This is a genomic window from Treponema socranskii subsp. buccale (assembly GCF_024181585.1).
In the GTDB taxonomy this organism is placed as follows: domain Bacteria; phylum Spirochaetota; class Spirochaetia; order Treponematales; family Treponemataceae; genus Treponema_D; species Treponema_D buccale.
In genome coordinates this window covers 1,696,107-1,711,956 of sequence record NZ_CP054258.1, presented here as the reverse complement: position 1 = coordinate 1,711,956, position 15,850 = coordinate 1,696,107, and the positions used below count along the sequence as shown (strand labels likewise).

Sequence of the window (15,850 nt, the reverse complement as noted above, 5' to 3'; positions counted from 1 at the left end):
TATACTTATATTTGCGTATTGTCTGTGTGCGGTTTTACGGGAGGCGGACAGTGAAAAAGATTCGCGTAACGGTTGAAAGCAAAAATAAATTGGTTTTGGATGAAGACGCGCAAAAGGGTGATTTTATCGATCTTTCGGATATAAATTCGGTCGATACGAGTTCGCTTGAAGCCGCTCTTTCGAAAGGAGCCGATAAAATATACCTCGAAAAACTCAAGCAGGCGAAAGTCGAATTCGAACTCGAAAGACAAAAAGAAAAAGCCGATTTGCAAGCGCAAATTGAAAAGGTGAGGACGCAGTCGGTTTCGGATTCGCAAAAAGAGCGGCACGAATTGGAGATCGCGTTAAATAAACAAATTGCCGATTTACAGATGAAGCTTTCATCGTTCGAAGAAGCAAAAAAATCGGCGATAACCGAAATCACTGCGAAAAAGGATTCGGAAATCGCCGAGCTGAAACAAAAAATTGCGAGCAGCGAATCGCAAAATCAATTAAAGATCGAAAAGGTTGAAAACGAAAAAACTCTCGCGCTTCAAAAATTATCGAATGAACTTGAAAAAGCGAATGATAAAGCAAAACTGAAAGAAGACGGCATGAAGCAGACTTTTGAAGCTCAGCTGAAAGATAAAGACGAACAGATTGCGTATTATAAAGATTTGAAAGCGAAGCTTTCGACGAAGATGATCGGAGAAACGCTCGAAGCGCATTGCAAAAATTCTTTCGAACAATATCTCCGTCCCGTCATGCCCGGCGCTTATTTTGAAAAAGACAACGCGGTGTCGAAATCGTCCGGATCGAAAGGCGATTTTATTTTCCGCGATTCTGCGGACGGTTTTGAATACATATCGATCATGTTCGAGATGAAAAATGAAGCCGATGAAACTGCGACAAAGCACACGAACGAAGCGTTTTTTAAAGAGCTCGATAAGGACAGAAAAGAAAAAAAATGCGAATATGCGGTTCTCGTGTCATTGCTTGAAAAAGATAACGATCTGTATAATAACGGCATCGTTGACGTTTCGCACAAGTTTGAAAAAATGTATGTGATCCGGCCTCAGTTTTTTATCCCGCTCATAACGCTCTTGTGCAACGCGGCGAAGCATTCGTTGGAATATCAAAAACAGCTTCAGACAGCAAAAAATCAATCGCTCGATATCACTCATTTTGAAGATCAGCTGACGGAGTTTAAAGACAGCTTCGGCAGAAATTACCGTTTGGCAAGCGAAAAATTCAAAACCGCAATCGAAGAGATCGATAAATCGATAGCGCATTTGAATAAAATTAAAGATGCGCTGATCGGCAGCGAAAATAACCTGCGCCTCGCAAACGACAAAGCCGACGATCTGTCGATAAAAAAGCTCACAAAAGGAAATCCGACGATGATCGCAAAGTTCGATGAACTGAAAAAGAAAAATCAATAGATCGCTTCGGCAGGGATCAGGCGAAAGGCGGGGCTGCATACTCCGAGGAAATTTACAACGTCGTAGAGGCGGACGGCGAGCGGCATATTTGACCCGCTCGATAAAAACTGTTATGATTTTCGAAAGCTCTTTCGGAAGTTACCGCTTCCTGAAAAAAAATTATGGAGGAATCTATGAAAAAGAAATTGACTGCTCTTTTTGCAGCTGCACTTTTATCCGCAAGCGCGGGAGTGTTTGCGACGGGGGTCGGCCCGCAGCTGAACTTCGATCCTGTTGCCGCGCCTCGCATTACGCCGCCTGTATGGGGGCTTGCATGTTCCGCAAAGTTCGACGACATTCCGCTCTATTTTGCGGGCGCTCTCAACATTATAGCCCCGTATACTTACGTAAAATCGGACGACACCCCCGTTGTGACCGCGCGGCTCGGTCTTCAGCTTACCGCCGACTATTGGTTTATGAATCCCGAAATCATAGGATTGTGGCATTGGTTTTGGGGTCTCGGAGGAACTATAAGAACGGATTTCAGCGTTAACGGGAAAAACTTTTATTTGTCGACCGGTCCGCGAGCCGTTGCCGGTATGAACTGGTTTTTTGCCGACGGCTTTTTGGAGCTCTACGTGCAGCAGGCGATTCAGCCCGAGCTGCAGTTTGCGTTCGGAGAGGACGGCAGTGCGAACGGCGTGTTCGGTGTTCCCGTGTACTTTCCGAGCAGCGTCGGTTTGCGCTTTTGGTTTTAATAATTATTAATTTCGTATGAACCCGTGTTGTTCTTGCCGAGTGTTTCGGCAAGATACGGAAGTACGACTGCGAGTTCGTCGTCTATCTTCCACGGAGGATTGACGACGAGCATACCGCTTCCGTAGAGGCGCGGCGGTTCGGAATGATTTACGTCTTTCAATGCCGATTCCCTGTGCGAGTTTTCGGTGTTTACGCATAGCTCCGCATCGAGTATGCCTCTTTCCGTTTTCCATCCTTTTATTCCGGCGATTATTTTTTGCTTCATCGCATCCCGTTCGATTTTTTTTACCGCGACGAGCGGATACCAAAGTGCAAGCGTCGCACCTGCCCAGCGTTTATGCGTTTCGATAAGCGCGTTTGCCGTCCGCTCCCAGTCGGACGCATCTTCATAACTCGGATCGCAAAACACTATGCCGCGCTTCGTTTTCGGCGGCGTGAGCGCGCGGAGCGCTTCGAATCCGTCCCGATGATGGATGTGCACCGCAGGCGCGTTTTCGGCATTTGCGGCGTTTAAGCGCATATTGCGCTGCAGCGCGCCGATTTCATCAGGGTGCAGTTCGGAGAGTATGAGACAGTCTTTTGCCCGCATAAAAGCGCGCTCGATTTCCGGAGAGCCCGGATAAAAGCCCGCATCGAGGCAGACTTTTGCAAAGAGAAGATATTTTTGAAAATCGATAAAATCGCTTCGGCACTCTCTCGAACGTAATTCCCGTAAAACCGACTCGGATGATTTATGCGACGGCTGCGAATCGTCACGCGATATTGCGGATGACTCCGGGACAGGCTGCCCGCGATCGGAGGACTGTGCTTCCACGTATCGAGCCGCTTCGTCGGACGATTTGCCGGGCAGCCGCGCTTCCTTTGCGTGCGGAATCGATTCGAGCAATTTTAAAATTCCGCTTTGCGCGTCGAGCGTTTTCAGTGCACGCTCGTCATTCAAATCGTAGCGCGCGGATCCTGCGTGCGTGTCGATGACGGTATACGGCGTTTCTTTTGCGTTAAAGCGTTCGAGCAGCATGACGAGGAGCGTGTGCTTGAAAACGTCAGCGTGATTTCCCGCGTGAAAAGCGTGCCGGTAGCTCAGCATATTATTTCAGCGAATCGATTTCCGTAAGCCATAGGGCGGCGCTTGCGTCGCTCGGCATACGCCAGTCGCTCCGCGGGGAGAGACTTATCGAGCCGACTTTTGCGCCGTCGGGCATGCACGAACGCTTAAACTGCTGCGAAAAAAAGCGTTTATAAAATATGCGGAGCGTGCGGAGTTTTTCTTCGTGCGTGTACGGGAGAGAGGCTTTGTCCGCGAGAAATAAAATTTTTGCGGGCGAAAAACCGAAGCGCAGCATATAGTACAAAAAGAAATCGTGGAGTTCGTAGGGACCGAGTATGTCTTCGGTTTTTTGCGAAACCTTGCCCCGTTCGGAAGGAAGCAGTTCGGGACTCACCGGAGTAGCGAGGATATCGTTTAAGACAGACGAAAGATTTTTATTGTCCGTACTGTCCGCGCAAAATCGCACCAATCGACGGACGAGGGTTTTCGGAACCGAAGCATTGACGCCGTACATGGACATATGGTCTCCGTTGTATGTACACCAGCCGAGCGCGAGTTCCGACAGATCGCCCGTGCCGACGACGATGCCGTTTATCTTGTTCGCGATATCCATGAGCACTTGCGTGCGCTCCCGCGCCTGCGCGTTTTCGTACGCGGCATCGCGTATACTTTCATCCTGACCGATGTCGCGGAAGTGGACGCGCACCGCTTCGGCGATGTTGATCTCCGTGAGGGCGACTCCCGTTTCCTTTGCGAGTGCGCATGCGTTTCGGTAAGTCCTGTCGCTCGTGCCGAAGCAGGGCATCGTAATCGCGTGAATCCCGCTCGCATTTAAACCGCAAAGACCGAATGCACGGACGGTGACGAGGAGGGCGAGCGTCGAATCGAGTCCGCCCGAAAGACCGATCACGGCATTTTTTATGCCCGTGTGGCGCATCCGTTTTGCAAGCCCTTCGGCCTGTACGGTAAGTATGTCGTTCCACCGTTCGCTTTGCCCGCTTTCGTCGTTCGGAACAAAAGGCGAAGCATCGATCGTTCGGAAAAGCGGCGCTTTTTCGGAAAAAGTTTTTGCGCGTGACAAAAGGTCGACGGAAACTTTTCGGTACGGCCGCGTATTTGCGTTTGCCGCAGCGTCCGAAAACGTCGTCTCTCTTCGCCGCTCCGAAGCGAGCCGCTCGATATCGATATCGGCAAAACAAATTGTATCGTCGAACGATTTCGATTCGGCGATGATTTCTCCGTTTTCGGCGATGATCTTGTGAGAAGCGAATACGGCGTCCTGCGTCGATTCCCCGTGTCCCGCATCGGCATAGACATAGGCGCACAGCGTACGTGTCGACTGACTTTTGACGAGGAGCCTGCGGTATTCGGCTTTGCCGACCGTTTCCGACGTCGCCGAAAGATTTGCGATAATCGCGGCGCCCGAAAGCGCGTGGTATGAAGAGGGCGGTACGGGCGCCCGAAGGTCTTCGCCTATTTCCAAAGCGATTGCACAGCGTTCGTCGTCCGCATCCGAGATAATGATATCGCATCCGAACGGAACGGCCGGATGTGCTTTCGAAAAATATACCGTTTCGGCATCGATATTTTTTTTCGGCGAAAACCATCTCCGTTCGGAATATTCTCCGCTGTTCGGAAGATAAGTTTTCGGCACGAGCGCGAGGATTTTTCCGGCAAAGATAAAAGCCGCACAGTTGTACAGCAATCGGCCGGATGCGAATGGAAGACCGACTGCGATGAGAATCGGAAGGGAAGCCGTCTTTTTTGCGATGCGCTCCGTTTCGCGGATCGCCGCCTCTTGGAGCGTCGTTTGCAAAAAGAGATCGCCGCACGAATATGACGTTACGGCGAGTTCGGGAAATACGATGAGAGATGCGCCCTGTGCATCCGCTTTTTTGCATGCGTCTATGATGCGATTTGCATTTGCCGTGCAGTCCGCAACGACGGTTTCGGGACTCGCCGCCGCCGTACGAAAAAATCCGTAATTCATACGCACAGTGTAGCACCCGAAAGCTAAAAGCGCAATGCGGCTGGAAAAAGAGAGCGCCCGTTATTATAATAAAAAAGTGAATATGAGAATACGAGAAAAATGGGGATATTTTATTGTAACTCTGCCGACATTGTCGATCATGTGTCTCGGTGGAATGTATCACAATGACTTGATTTTTTCAGTTGGTTGTATTTTATGGATTATCAATGGAATATTCGCTTCTCGGCTCTATAATCTTATTTTCTATGATGCAAATACAACGTGCGGCTTTTATGCGGGGAAAGCTGCGCTTGAAAACGGGTTTGATCCGAAAGCTCAGAATGGAATAATATGGGATCCGAATAATTATAAAATTTCTGATATCTACAAAATGTATCCAAATAATAGAACGCCGAAACCGGAAGCGGGAACTGCCGGATTTGTGTTTTATACCAATAAGCGCGGAACATACAGCAGATATATGGAATTCTACGATTACCGATACGGAGGTGAGACCTATACGCGATATGAATTTTTTATGGATTCAATCGGCAATAAAGACAGAATATTTATTGAAGAAGCAAAAATAAGCGATGGAAAACCATATAAACGTTTCGTGCCTCTGGAACCGTTTTAAGAGGGCGGATTGTATACTACGTAATATTAATAATTATTAATAATTTAAGGAAATTTCCAATAAAATATTGATTCAGGAAATAATATGAAAGCGCTGATGAACTATATTGAAATGAATATCATACCGGCGGCATTGATTTTTATATTGTTTGTAATAGTAAAGGATGAAAAGGCTTATAAAAGAATCAAAGAAAAAAACATCGCCATTTACATTGCGATAATTTGTTATTGTATTTCGTTACTTGTCGGATTTATAAAGTTTTTGCGAGCTTGATCGTATTACTGAAACGACATATTGACAATCCCTTTTTTTGTATACTATACCGTAATCATGGATTGGAAAAAATTATTCGATGATGAAATATTGCATCGAGGTTTGGAGTATTATGAACAAGATGGAAAATGCTGCTTTTAAAAATGATAAAAATAAGACGGCGAGCAGTAATGAATCCTGTGCGGCTTTTTCGATAAAAGAACTTGTTGACAATACCGATAGTGAGGATATCAGGGCGTTTTTGATCGATGTGCTGACAGACGATCCGATGCTTTTGCAGCAATTTAAATTAAAAATGCGCTGCGGAATTTCAAGCGATGATTTGAAAATATATAAACAGGCAATCGACAGAATTTGTATATGCCATGCCGACAAATACGGATATATTTCATATTATGACTCTCGCGGATTTTATAACGAACTGTCGGAATTTTTGCAAAAAACGATTACGGAAATCATTGACAACAAAGAATATATCAATGCGCTTCAGCTGATACGGTACGTGTTTATAGCATTAGGAAATATCGCGATAGACGATTCGAACGGTACGCTCGGAGCATTGGCCTGCGATTGTATTACACTGTTGCAGACGATTTTGGAAAGGTGCGATCCGGAAGTAAAAAAAATACTGTATGAGGAATGTAAAAGCTTGGTTGTGAGCGATGATACGCTCGACTATTTACAGGATTATATTGAAGAGCTGCTTTTTTCCGATTTTTCCGAAGAGGAATTTTTACAGGATAAACTGGTATTTTCAGCGGTCCAAGTTGAAGCCTTTTTGCATCCCGAAGAAAATTGCATCAATGAATACGCTGCAAAAACGTGGGCAAAATATCATCTGCAGGTTATGAGACAGCTTAAATTTTCGCAAGAAGCTGTTGATGAATATTGTAAAAAATATATCGATTTGAGCGACATCCGAAAATATTATGTAGACGAATGTATACGAATGAAGCGATATGAAGAAGCGATTCAGCTGCTGGAAGAAGGAAAACTTGTCGATACAGGCTACCGCGGTCTGATACTGGCGTATAGCGAAAAATTAAAAGAAATATATGCGAAAACGGGGCAGCGCGAAAAGTATAAAGATGAGTTATGGCGTATTGTATTGGAATATGATCCCGGAGATATCGATACCTATAAAGAATTAAAAACATATTACACTGTCGATGAATGGGAAGAAAAACGGGAAATCATTTTCAAACAAAAAGATATTCATCGCATTGATCACTTATATGCATACGACGGATTATATGATCGGCTTTTGAAATTGGCGTTGGAAGCACAGGGGATTTATTATATTCTCGAATACGAAGATCTTATAAAAGATTTGGCGCCTGAAAAAATTCTGAAGCGATATGAAGAGGTCGTACGGAAAAAGGCCGCATATACTTCGGATCGGGGTGTCTATCAGGAGATAGCCGATTTCTTAAAAAGAATGAAGCGCTATCCGGGCGGCAAAGACATGGTTCAAACGCTTATCGCGGAATTCCGCAGCGCCTATCGGCGGCGCCCTGCAATGATGCAGGAATTGAATAGAGTGTGAGGGTATTATGGGTGTGTTGATAAAACAGGCAGTTATAGTTCATTATGCAAACAATTTGCCTTGTTTATCATTATAATTCATAATTATAAGATGCTCTGCTTTCTTATCGTTTCTATTCATAAAACTTACAGTGTAAGTTTTATCAAATTGTTTTATATTTAACCCTTTGTTTTCATATAAAGATAAAATATATGGAGTTGCCTTAATAATCATCATCCATCTTGCCTTACACTTGGTGTACAAATAATTTGCAAGTCTGACTTGGTCTGCTCTTGTAAAATTATTTTGCGCATAAGTGCTAAATTCAGAATCGTATGGCGGGTCTAAAAAGATAAAATCGTTTTCTTGAGGTACATTTTTTCTGAAAAAATCTTCAAAATCCAAATTCTCAATTATTGTATGCGCAAATTTATTTAATACTTTTTCAGATTGATAATAATTAAATTTACTATTTAAGGTTTTTGAATTATAACTTGTACCACCATAAGGCACATTAAATTCTCCAGCGTTATTATATCTGAACATTCCGCTGTATGTATAATTACGAATAAAAAGAAAAATTGCAGTGTATAGTTCTTTATTCTTTTGAATTCCCTTGTCATTGTATAAATTTCTAAAGTACATATACAGTGCACTCATAAAAGCTGTTTCGATATTCGCTTTTACATCTTCATCAGGCAAAACCCATTTTTCAGTTTCTATTTTTTTCATTCTTTGAAATTTCCTTGTAAGATTTACTTTAACTTCTGAGATGAATATATTTTTATTCATAGTAAAAAAGTCCGGTAAATTATTTAAAATATTTTGCTCATTTTCTTTTACAAAATTTTCAATTCTGTTTTTTAATTCTTTAACATCAATCTCATTATTTCTAAAACTGATAAAAAAAGATTCTAAATTTGTAGAATTTGCATAACTTAAAGTGTCTTTCCATGCGGTTTCAATTCCATTAGCCCAGCTATAAAATGTAGAATCATTTTTTGAGATAAATTGATAGAGATTTATTAATTCATTTGATTTATCATTGATGAAAAAATTGTTTGCATTAAACGCCATAAATACTGAACCTCCACCAACAAAAGGCTCGTAATAATTATTTATTTTCGTTGGAGCATTAGAAAAAATAAACTCTAATTCTTTCTCTTTTCCACCAGGCCACTTAATCAATGGCTTTAATGAAGTTTCTTGATTATAAATTTGGCACATCTTTTTTATACTCCATTATTCGTTTTTTTCCAGCTTGAAAATAATTTTCATCCAATTCAAAACCTATAAACTTCCTATTTAGTTCGAGTGCAGCAACTCCTGTTGAGCCAACTCCCATGAATGGATCAAATACAATATCGTTTTCATTGCTTGCTATAGTTACCATTTTTTTTAGTATAAACACTGGCTTTTGAGCAGGGTGTTTCGGTTTTTTTAATCTTTCGGGAGCCATACAAATTGGACTTTCTAGAAAATTGTGCATTTCTTTTTGGGAAATAAAATTCCATGTATGTCGTTTATTCCAACAACAAAAAATCATTTCACAACTGTTTAAGAAACCTGCCTTAAAAATTTTAGGAGCCGGATTCGTTTTATGCCAAATTATAAAATTACTTGTATCGAATCTATGGTCAAGACAATTATACCAACGTCCTAATTGATTGTAGGAAGTAAAAATAAAAAGATTTCCAGTTGGTTTTAAGACTCTTAAAAAATCTTCAACCCAATCTTCTGGATTAAAATCAATCCAATCCCAATCCGCAACATCGTTGTTCATCGGGGTACGACCTGGCAAAGGAATATTACCAGTGGAGTGTTTGCCAATGTTATATGGTGGGTCAGTCAAGAGAAAGTCTATGCTTTTATCTGGAACTTGTTTTATGAGTTTCTTGCTGTTACCTTTTTTTAGATAACAGTGCCAATCCCTTTTTAAATTAAGCATTTGGCAGATAGACCTTTTTAATTTTGTTTAATGCATCAATTATGAAATGAGCATTTTTCTTGTACTCATCTAAAATAATTTCATAACCTTTATCGGTTTTGCAAACCATATTCCAAAAGTCGCAACCAATTTTTAATTCTTCTTCACTAAAAAATTGTAAAACACGACTCTGTTTCCAAGGTTTATCTTCGCCATAGCGATTATAAGCGGTTGCAAAATAAATTTTTACTTTTTCTTCACTACCTAAACTATTTGCAAGAATACAATACTGTTCAAGCAATGCCTCTTTTTCGGAACGAGCCTTTTTGTTATCTAAATCTCCCCCGATTTTTAATTCGATGAGATAATGCATGCCTGTTTCTTCGTCTATTAAGTAATAATCGCTTTCATGTCTTTTATTTATGATGTCGTTAGTAGTTTTCTTGGTTATACCGCTGTAATCTGAAAGCAAAGGTTTTTTTGCATGTCTCTTGTATTCTTCTAGGATATCTGCAATATATTCAGTTTGCTCTTTGTAAATATTGCCCTCTACATGCTGTGAAACTCTATAATGTAATGTAGCAATGTTTATTGCCATCTTTTCAAGCATATTTCCAAGAGAAGAATCTAATGAACGTGACAAAGCTGAATAATATTGAATATCTGCACCTAATATGGCAATAAACACGTTGTGTATTTTCATGTTTATTGTACCTTCATCATCTTTGTATTCAGATATATGTCTATCTGAAAAGCCTGATGCATAACTTTCAACATGGCTTTTTACAATTGCCCTAATGGCTCTCTCATTATCGACTGTCATAAATACCTCCCATTATATTATTTATTTTATATTATTTTGGCGTTACAATAAATGAGATAGGATCAAAGTTGTAATTTTTAAATAATTCTTTGGCAGAGATTATCTTTGTTTGACCATGACGGGTTTCTTTGATGAAATTATAGACTCTATATATATAAGCATTATTATTTATATTTTCCTCGAAAAATAATCTTTCATTTTTACTCATATAAAATGGAGTTTCGCATGAGCCTTTTGTTGTTTTCACTTCGATGAAAATGGTTTCTCCATTCTCATTAACAGAACAGATATCGTAACCAAATCCGTCACCTTGTTTTTCACTCAAATGGATTACTTTGTCTAATGAAGCTATATCAAATTCTTTTACTTTAAAGATTTCTGAATGGAAGACAAACTCTTCTCCTAAATGGCCTAAAAGACTACGCCTTTCATTTTGAAGTTCCCAATTAATTTTTTTATAAATATATCTTTGCTGAGCCTTTTTCTGGCGTTGTTGTATTTCAGTTTTTGATATTTTTTGTTCTTTTCCAGCTAATCCAGTAACTGCAAAGAAATGTGCAGGTTTATAGTTTTTATCGACAATAAAACCCTCAGAATAGATTTTTACTAATTCACTTTGATGAGCAACAATATTTCCTATTCTTTGCGTTATAAGGATTTCATTACGTGTTTCTGATAGTATTTTATCATCATCATCATAGTCCAAGACTTCATCAAGATGCTGCTTTATCTCGGATGTAGTCATTTCACCATATAATTCAATAAGAGGTTTTATAGCTACTCTAATTTCCGCTTCTGTATGCACAACAAATATTATCACATATAATATAAAAATAATCAAATAAAACGAAAGGATACCGGGGCTGTCCAAAAACTTCAGTTTTTGGACAGCTTCCTTGATGTACTATGCGACGTTTAAAATTAAGTCATTACAATATAAAGACTTAATTTTAAACTCGACAGGCTGTCGAGAAAGTAACCGACTTTTGAGACAGCCCCCTCTCTTTCTTTGGTGGTATGCATGCCTTTTGTACTGACTCACAAAACCCTAACAGCCCGAAACGACAAGTTCCAAAATTACTCGAGATTCCCCAAAACAGCCCAAATCTCCGATTGACCAAAGTACACAATTAGGTTAATATATCAGAACTATCGATATCGTTCTCTTCGCTTTCTGCGGGGATTTGTTTACGGGAGTATATAAAATGGGTGCTATTCGTATAATTCTGCTCGTCGCATTTATCATTGCGTGCGCGTTGCTTATCCTTATCATTCTCGTACAGGATGACGGTTCGAGCGGCATGGGCGGTCTTTTGGGCGGCCGCGGAACGACGGCATTCGGTTCTCATTCTGCAAATATTCTGACGAGGACGACTTTCGTGCTCGTCGTGCTCTTTTTCGTGTTTGCGTTGGCGCTCGCGCTGCTGAACAAGCGGCCGCGTCTCGAACAAAATCTCGCTCCTTCCGAAACCGTACAACCGGGCGCGTCTCCTGCCGAAACACAGTCCAACGATTGGTGGAAGACATCCGATGCTCAAGGTGCGGCGGACAATGCCGGAAGTGCGGCGGTCGAACCGCAGCAGTGATCAGGAGGCGATAATCGATGTTAAGTCATTTACTCACCCCTGCGAATATCAAAGCCGATTTGGAAAGCGCGGAAAAAGACGAAGTATTTGAAGAGATGATCGAAATGATCGTTGCGTCCCAGCCGTCCGTCGATCGGCAGGATGCGCTGAACGCGCTCATGCTCAGGGAAGCGCAGCAGACTACCGGTATCATTCCCGGCATCGCCGTTCCCCACGCGCAATGCGCTTCGGTGCACGGTACGGCTTTGGCGCTGGGCTTGAGCCGCACCGGCGTCGAATACGATTCACTCGACGGCAGCCCCGTAAACTTTATCATCATGATGCTCTTTGCCGAGGGCGATACGGAATCGCACCTCCAGACGATGAAGGATGTCGCGAATCTTTTGCAGGCACCCGATTTTTTAAAAACGATTATGGAAAAAAAGACGCCGCAGGAAATATTCGACGCCGTATGTAATTTTGAAATGTCGTTGCAGGGGTAGTCTATGGCCGAAAGCGAAGTCAATGTTATCAATCATCTGCTTGACGTGGAAAAACGCGCATCGAGCATGACGTCCGACGCACAGGCGGAAGCCGATAAGCGCATCGCCGCATATCGCGCCGAAGCGGAAAGCGATTATAAAAAACAACACGACGAAATTTCGGCACAATTCGAAAGCGATTATCAAGCGCAGACGAAAGCGATCGACGAAAAACACGCGGAAGAGATCGCCGCATATCGATCCGAAATTCAAAACACGACACAGGATACCGGAGCTTTTAACAAGCTGCTCGATACGCTGCTTGCCGTACACTGACGGGTGTGCGTATGGAATACTCCGGTGCTGCTTCGTATGTAAACGCCAAAGCTGCGGGAATGCTCCGAAAGGCCTTTGTCGGCGAAAGAGCTTCGGCGCTGTTTGCCGTAAAGACGCTTCCCGAATTATGGACGCTCGTGTTCGGCACGGAAGTACCGCTCATCCCGCAGACGCTGCTCGGCCAAAAATTGGAAGAGGAAGCCGAAGACCGCTTTTTGGCGCAGTATATTTCGCTCGTCGAAATGTACGATAGGCCTCACGCCATCCTCACCGAACTCCTGTATTTTTACGTCGTCGAGAATTTAAAGACGATAAGCGCGGCGCTGTGCTTAAAAGAAGAAAAGATGCCGCACCTTTGTGCACTCGGCTCATACGGCGTGCTCGATTATAAAGCGTGGCCGGATATCGCTTCGATCACGAAGGGAACACCCTTTGCGTGGTGTGATTCCGTGCCCGATATTCACGAACAGCACGTCGTCAATGCAAAGCTCGACAGTCAATACGTCAAGCTCATGTGGCGGTGCGTAAACGAAGTGCGCGGGGAAATTAAAAAGCCCGTCGTCGATTTTTTTACGCATTACTATGTTATGCAAAACATCGTGTGGGCGCTCCGTTTGAAAGTGTACTACGATATGAAAAAGGACGAGATATTGACGCACCTTGCGTACGCGGACGACCGGCATGAAGCATCCGATCCGCTTGCCGCTCCTGCGATCGCGATTCTCGACAAAGCGGTCGACACCTACGCCGATTGGAAGGACTGGCAGTATGCGCCGCTGCTCAATCCCCACGAAGAGGGGGCGGTGTGGAAGCTCGATCCGCGCTGGATGGAAGATGCGTGCAAAGCCGACATAAACCGCCGCGCCGAGCGTCTCTTCCATCGATATCCGCTGACCGATGTCGTGCTTATTTCGTGGTTTAAGATAAAGCAGCACGAATGCGATATCATCCGGACGGCGGCGGAAAGCATCCGCCTCAATGTCGGCGCGGAAGAGGCGATGAAGATTGCGGGAGTGGCGGCGAATGCCCGATCATAATATTGCAGCAAAAAGCGAGAAGGTAAAATATGGCACGAACGACTGAAATGAGGCTCATAGAGCTTATGACGCTCCGACAGGATATTTCGAAAGTGATCGAATATCTCGGCAAAAAGGGTAACTTTCAGTTTCAGACAAAGCTGCAGGGAGGAGACGCCGCCTCTTCCGAAAGTTTTAAAAACGCGGATAAAGAATTTTTCGACAATCTCCAGCGCGCCCGCATCTTTCTCGCCGTCCCCGACAGAACGGACGACGGGCGATCGTGCAGTGCGCCTTCCGACGCGGACAGGGACGACGCTGCAAAACTGCTCGCCTCCGTCGACGATTTGAAGCGGCGCGTTACCGGAAGCATCGAAGAAGCCAAGCGGGTCGACGACGCGTACAAAGAAGCGCTCGCGTTTTCGAACTTGAAAGCGTCGTATTCGGAGCTCGAACATCTTTCGTTTCTTTCGCTGAGAATCGGAAAAATCGATCCGACGCTGTTCGAAGCGCTCAAAGATGCGGTCGGGGAGCGGGCTGTCGTCATTCCGCTCGGCAACGACAATTCTCGCATCCTCGCGGCGTCTTCGAAAAAGGGGCGCTTTGCCCTCGACACGGAATTGAAAAAATTTAATTTCGTCAATATGGAAATTCCCCAGGATTTTAAAGGTATCCCCGACGATGTGCTTGCCGGCCTCAAAAACGAAAAAATCGTCGCTGCGCAAAAAGTTGCCGAAATGGAAAAAGAGCGCAGCAATTTCGCCGAAACGCACCGCGAAAAACTGCTCGCGCTCCTCGGCTCGTTTTCGATCGGTATGCAGATTCAGGACGTCGAATCGAAGCTGCAGTCGACCGAACTCGTATACCGATTGACCGGTTGGATTTCAGCAAGGGACAGCGACGCGATGATGAAAGAGCTCGACCAGCTCACGGAGGGGCGGATCGCGATCCGCGAATATCTGCCGTCCGAAGTGCCGTCGGTCATAAACGGAAAAGAGCAGGTGCCGGTCGAAGTGCATCACCGGAAATTCGTCAAAGGTTTCGAGCGCATGCTTTTCAGCTACGGCGCGCCCGTCTACGGTACGATCGATCCGACACCCTTCGTCGCGCTCTTTTTTACGCTTTTGTTCGGCATTATGTTCGGAGATTTCGGACAGGGCTTCGTCATCTTCGTACTCGGTATTTTGCTCGAAAAACGGATTTTACGCATCGGCACGTACAACAGATCCGCGCCCGTCTTTATCGCAGTCGGAGCGAGCAGTATGATCATGGGACTTTTGACGGGCGAGTTTTTTACGAACGAAACGCTGCTCGAGCCTTTTGCGTATTGGGTGACGGGATTGTTCGGAAAGCCGCACGCGCCCATCGTAAAGCTCATGCCGTCGGGAACCGATACGTCGGCGATGTTTGCGATGTTCGGCGTCGCGATCGCCGTCGGCTTTCTCATCAATACGATCGGTTTGATAATCAATATTACGAATAAATTCATCGTGCGAAAACCCGGCCGCGCGCTTTTCGGAAAGACGGGGCTTGCCGGCGCGTGCTTTTTTTGGTACATCGTCGCGCTCGTCGTGCGCGTTTTGTTTTTCCATCAAACGGCGTCGCGCTTCGACTTTATCGCGATCGGCGTGTTCATGTTCTTTGCCGCATTCGGAGAGCCCTTTGAGCGCCTCGTCGACGGAGAGCGTCCCATCGCCGAAAACGGTATCGGTGCGCTCGTCATTTCGGGCGTCGTCGAACTCATCGAAGTGATTTCGACCTATCTTTCGAATTCGGTGAGCTTTTTGCGCGTCGGCGCGTTTGCGCTCGCGCATGCGGTGCTCGCGTTCGTCATTTCGATGCTCGCCGACATGATCGGCTCTCCGGGCGGTATCATCGTAACGGTGCTCGGAAACGCACTCGTCATCGTGCTCGAAGGTATGATCGTCGCGATCCAAGTCGTGCGTCTGCAGTACTACGAATTCTTTTCAAAGTTTTTCAATGAAACGGGTGTCGAGTTTTCGCCGTTTTGCTTTACGTATAAACAGGGCGCCGCGCAATAGGGTGCCTCATGAGTTTGCGTTGCAGACTCGAATATAGAGCGTGCGCTT

16 protein-coding genes are annotated in these 15,850 nt (G+C 44.3%); 10 read left to right on the top strand and 6 right to left on the bottom strand.

All coding sequences use genetic code 11. The features are described 5' to 3' along the window. Positions 1–50 precede the first annotated feature (50 nt). Positions 51–1,421, top strand: coding sequence for a DUF2130 domain-containing protein (locus tag HRI97_RS07770; RefSeq protein WP_253724933.1), 1,371 nt, complete (start codon positions 51–53; stop codon positions 1,419–1,421). 173 nt (positions 1,422–1,594) lie between these two features. Beyond that, complete coding sequence (locus HRI97_RS07765; RefSeq protein WP_180486502.1) at positions 1,595–2,158, top strand: hypothetical protein; 564 nt, start codon at positions 1,595–1,597, stop codon at positions 2,156–2,158. Here HRI97_RS07765 and HRI97_RS07760 read toward each other — a convergent pair. Together HRI97_RS07760 and HRI97_RS07755 are read right to left on the bottom strand one after the other, a co-directional pair. After that, positions 2,155–3,246 carry a 23S rRNA (adenine(2030)-N(6))-methyltransferase RlmJ gene (locus HRI97_RS07760; protein WP_253724932.1) on the bottom strand — a complete coding sequence of 364 codons (1,092 nt, stop codon included), beginning with the start codon at positions 3,244–3,246 and terminating at the stop codon, positions 2,155–2,157. The two genes, HRI97_RS07765 and HRI97_RS07760, sit on opposite strands and share 4 nt — an antisense overlap. A gap of 1 nt (position 3,247) precedes the next feature. Next, positions 3,248–5,197 carry an NAD(+) synthase gene (locus tag HRI97_RS07755; RefSeq protein WP_253724931.1) on the bottom strand — a complete coding sequence of 650 codons (1,950 nt, stop codon included), beginning with the start codon at positions 5,195–5,197 and terminating at the stop codon, positions 3,248–3,250. 82 nt (positions 5,198–5,279) lie between these two features. Here HRI97_RS07755 and HRI97_RS07750 point away from each other — a divergent pair, with 82 nt between their 5' ends. The 3 genes from HRI97_RS07750 (at position 5,280) to HRI97_RS07740 (ending at position 7,632) form a co-directional block, all read left to right on the top strand. Next, the gene (locus HRI97_RS07750; protein ID WP_253727310.1) at positions 5,280–5,813 is read left to right on the top strand and encodes a hypothetical protein; all 534 of its coding nucleotides are present in this window, start codon (positions 5,280–5,282) and stop codon (positions 5,811–5,813) included. Between the two features lie 84 nt (positions 5,814–5,897). After that, positions 5,898–6,086 (top strand): hypothetical protein, encoded by a 189-nt coding sequence (locus HRI97_RS07745; RefSeq protein ID WP_253724930.1) that lies wholly within the window; start codon positions 5,898–5,900, stop codon positions 6,084–6,086. 112 nt (positions 6,087–6,198) lie between these two features. Continuing rightward, positions 6,199–7,632, top strand: a complete 1,434-nt coding sequence (locus HRI97_RS07740) for a hypothetical protein (RefSeq protein ID WP_253724929.1) — start codon at positions 6,199–6,201, stop codon at positions 7,630–7,632. Positions 7,633–7,674: 42 nt separating this feature from the next. On the opposite strand, the gene HRI97_RS07735 is transcribed toward HRI97_RS07740, so the two are convergent. The 4 genes from HRI97_RS07735 to HRI97_RS07720 are packed head-to-tail and all read right to left on the bottom strand — an operon-like array spanning position 7,675 to position 11,166. Continuing rightward, positions 7,675–8,838, bottom strand: a complete 1,164-nt coding sequence (locus HRI97_RS07735) for a DNA adenine methylase (RefSeq protein WP_253724928.1) — start codon at positions 8,836–8,838, stop codon at positions 7,675–7,677. After that, positions 8,822–9,559, bottom strand: coding sequence for a DNA-methyltransferase (locus tag HRI97_RS07730; RefSeq protein ID WP_253724927.1), 738 nt, complete (start codon positions 9,557–9,559; stop codon positions 8,822–8,824). The genes HRI97_RS07735 and HRI97_RS07730 overlap by 17 nt, the downstream gene beginning before the upstream one ends. Next, positions 9,552–10,361 carry a TdeIII family type II restriction endonuclease gene (locus tag HRI97_RS07725; protein ID WP_253724926.1) on the bottom strand — a complete coding sequence of 270 codons (810 nt, stop codon included), beginning with the start codon at positions 10,359–10,361 and terminating at the stop codon, positions 9,552–9,554. Before HRI97_RS07725 ends, HRI97_RS07730 begins: the two co-directional genes overlap by 8 nt. 31 nt (positions 10,362–10,392) lie before the next feature. Next, positions 10,393–11,166 carry a protein NO VEIN domain-containing protein gene (locus HRI97_RS07720; protein ID WP_253724925.1) on the bottom strand — a complete coding sequence of 258 codons (774 nt, stop codon included), beginning with the start codon at positions 11,164–11,166 and terminating at the stop codon, positions 10,393–10,395. A 400-nt stretch (positions 11,167–11,566) separates the two neighbouring features. Between HRI97_RS07720 and secG the strand changes: the two genes are divergently transcribed. From secG to HRI97_RS07695, 5 genes are read left to right on the top strand one after another with little or no spacing between them, the layout of a single operon-like run. After that, the gene (secG, locus tag HRI97_RS07715; RefSeq protein ID WP_253724924.1) at positions 11,567–11,947 is read left to right on the top strand and encodes a preprotein translocase subunit SecG; all 381 of its coding nucleotides are present in this window, start codon (positions 11,567–11,569) and stop codon (positions 11,945–11,947) included. A 17-nt stretch (positions 11,948–11,964) separates the two neighbouring features. Beyond that, on the top strand, positions 11,965–12,429 hold the full coding sequence (locus HRI97_RS07710) for a PTS sugar transporter subunit IIA (protein ID WP_253724923.1): 465 nt from the start codon (positions 11,965–11,967) through the stop codon (positions 12,427–12,429). Between the two features lie 3 nt (positions 12,430–12,432). After that, complete coding sequence (locus HRI97_RS07705) at positions 12,433–12,744, top strand: hypothetical protein (protein WP_180485741.1); 312 nt, start codon at positions 12,433–12,435, stop codon at positions 12,742–12,744. A gap of 11 nt (positions 12,745–12,755) precedes the next feature. Continuing rightward, a complete protein-coding gene (locus tag HRI97_RS07700; protein ID WP_253724922.1) occupies positions 12,756–13,781 on the top strand; it encodes a V0D/AC39 family V-type ATPase subunit in 1,026 nt (341 codons plus the stop codon). Between the two features lie 29 nt (positions 13,782–13,810). After that, positions 13,811–15,802 carry a V-type ATP synthase subunit I gene (locus HRI97_RS07695; RefSeq protein ID WP_180485745.1) on the top strand — a complete coding sequence of 664 codons (1,992 nt, stop codon included), beginning with the start codon at positions 13,811–13,813 and terminating at the stop codon, positions 15,800–15,802. Positions 15,803–15,850: the final 48 nt, after the last annotated feature.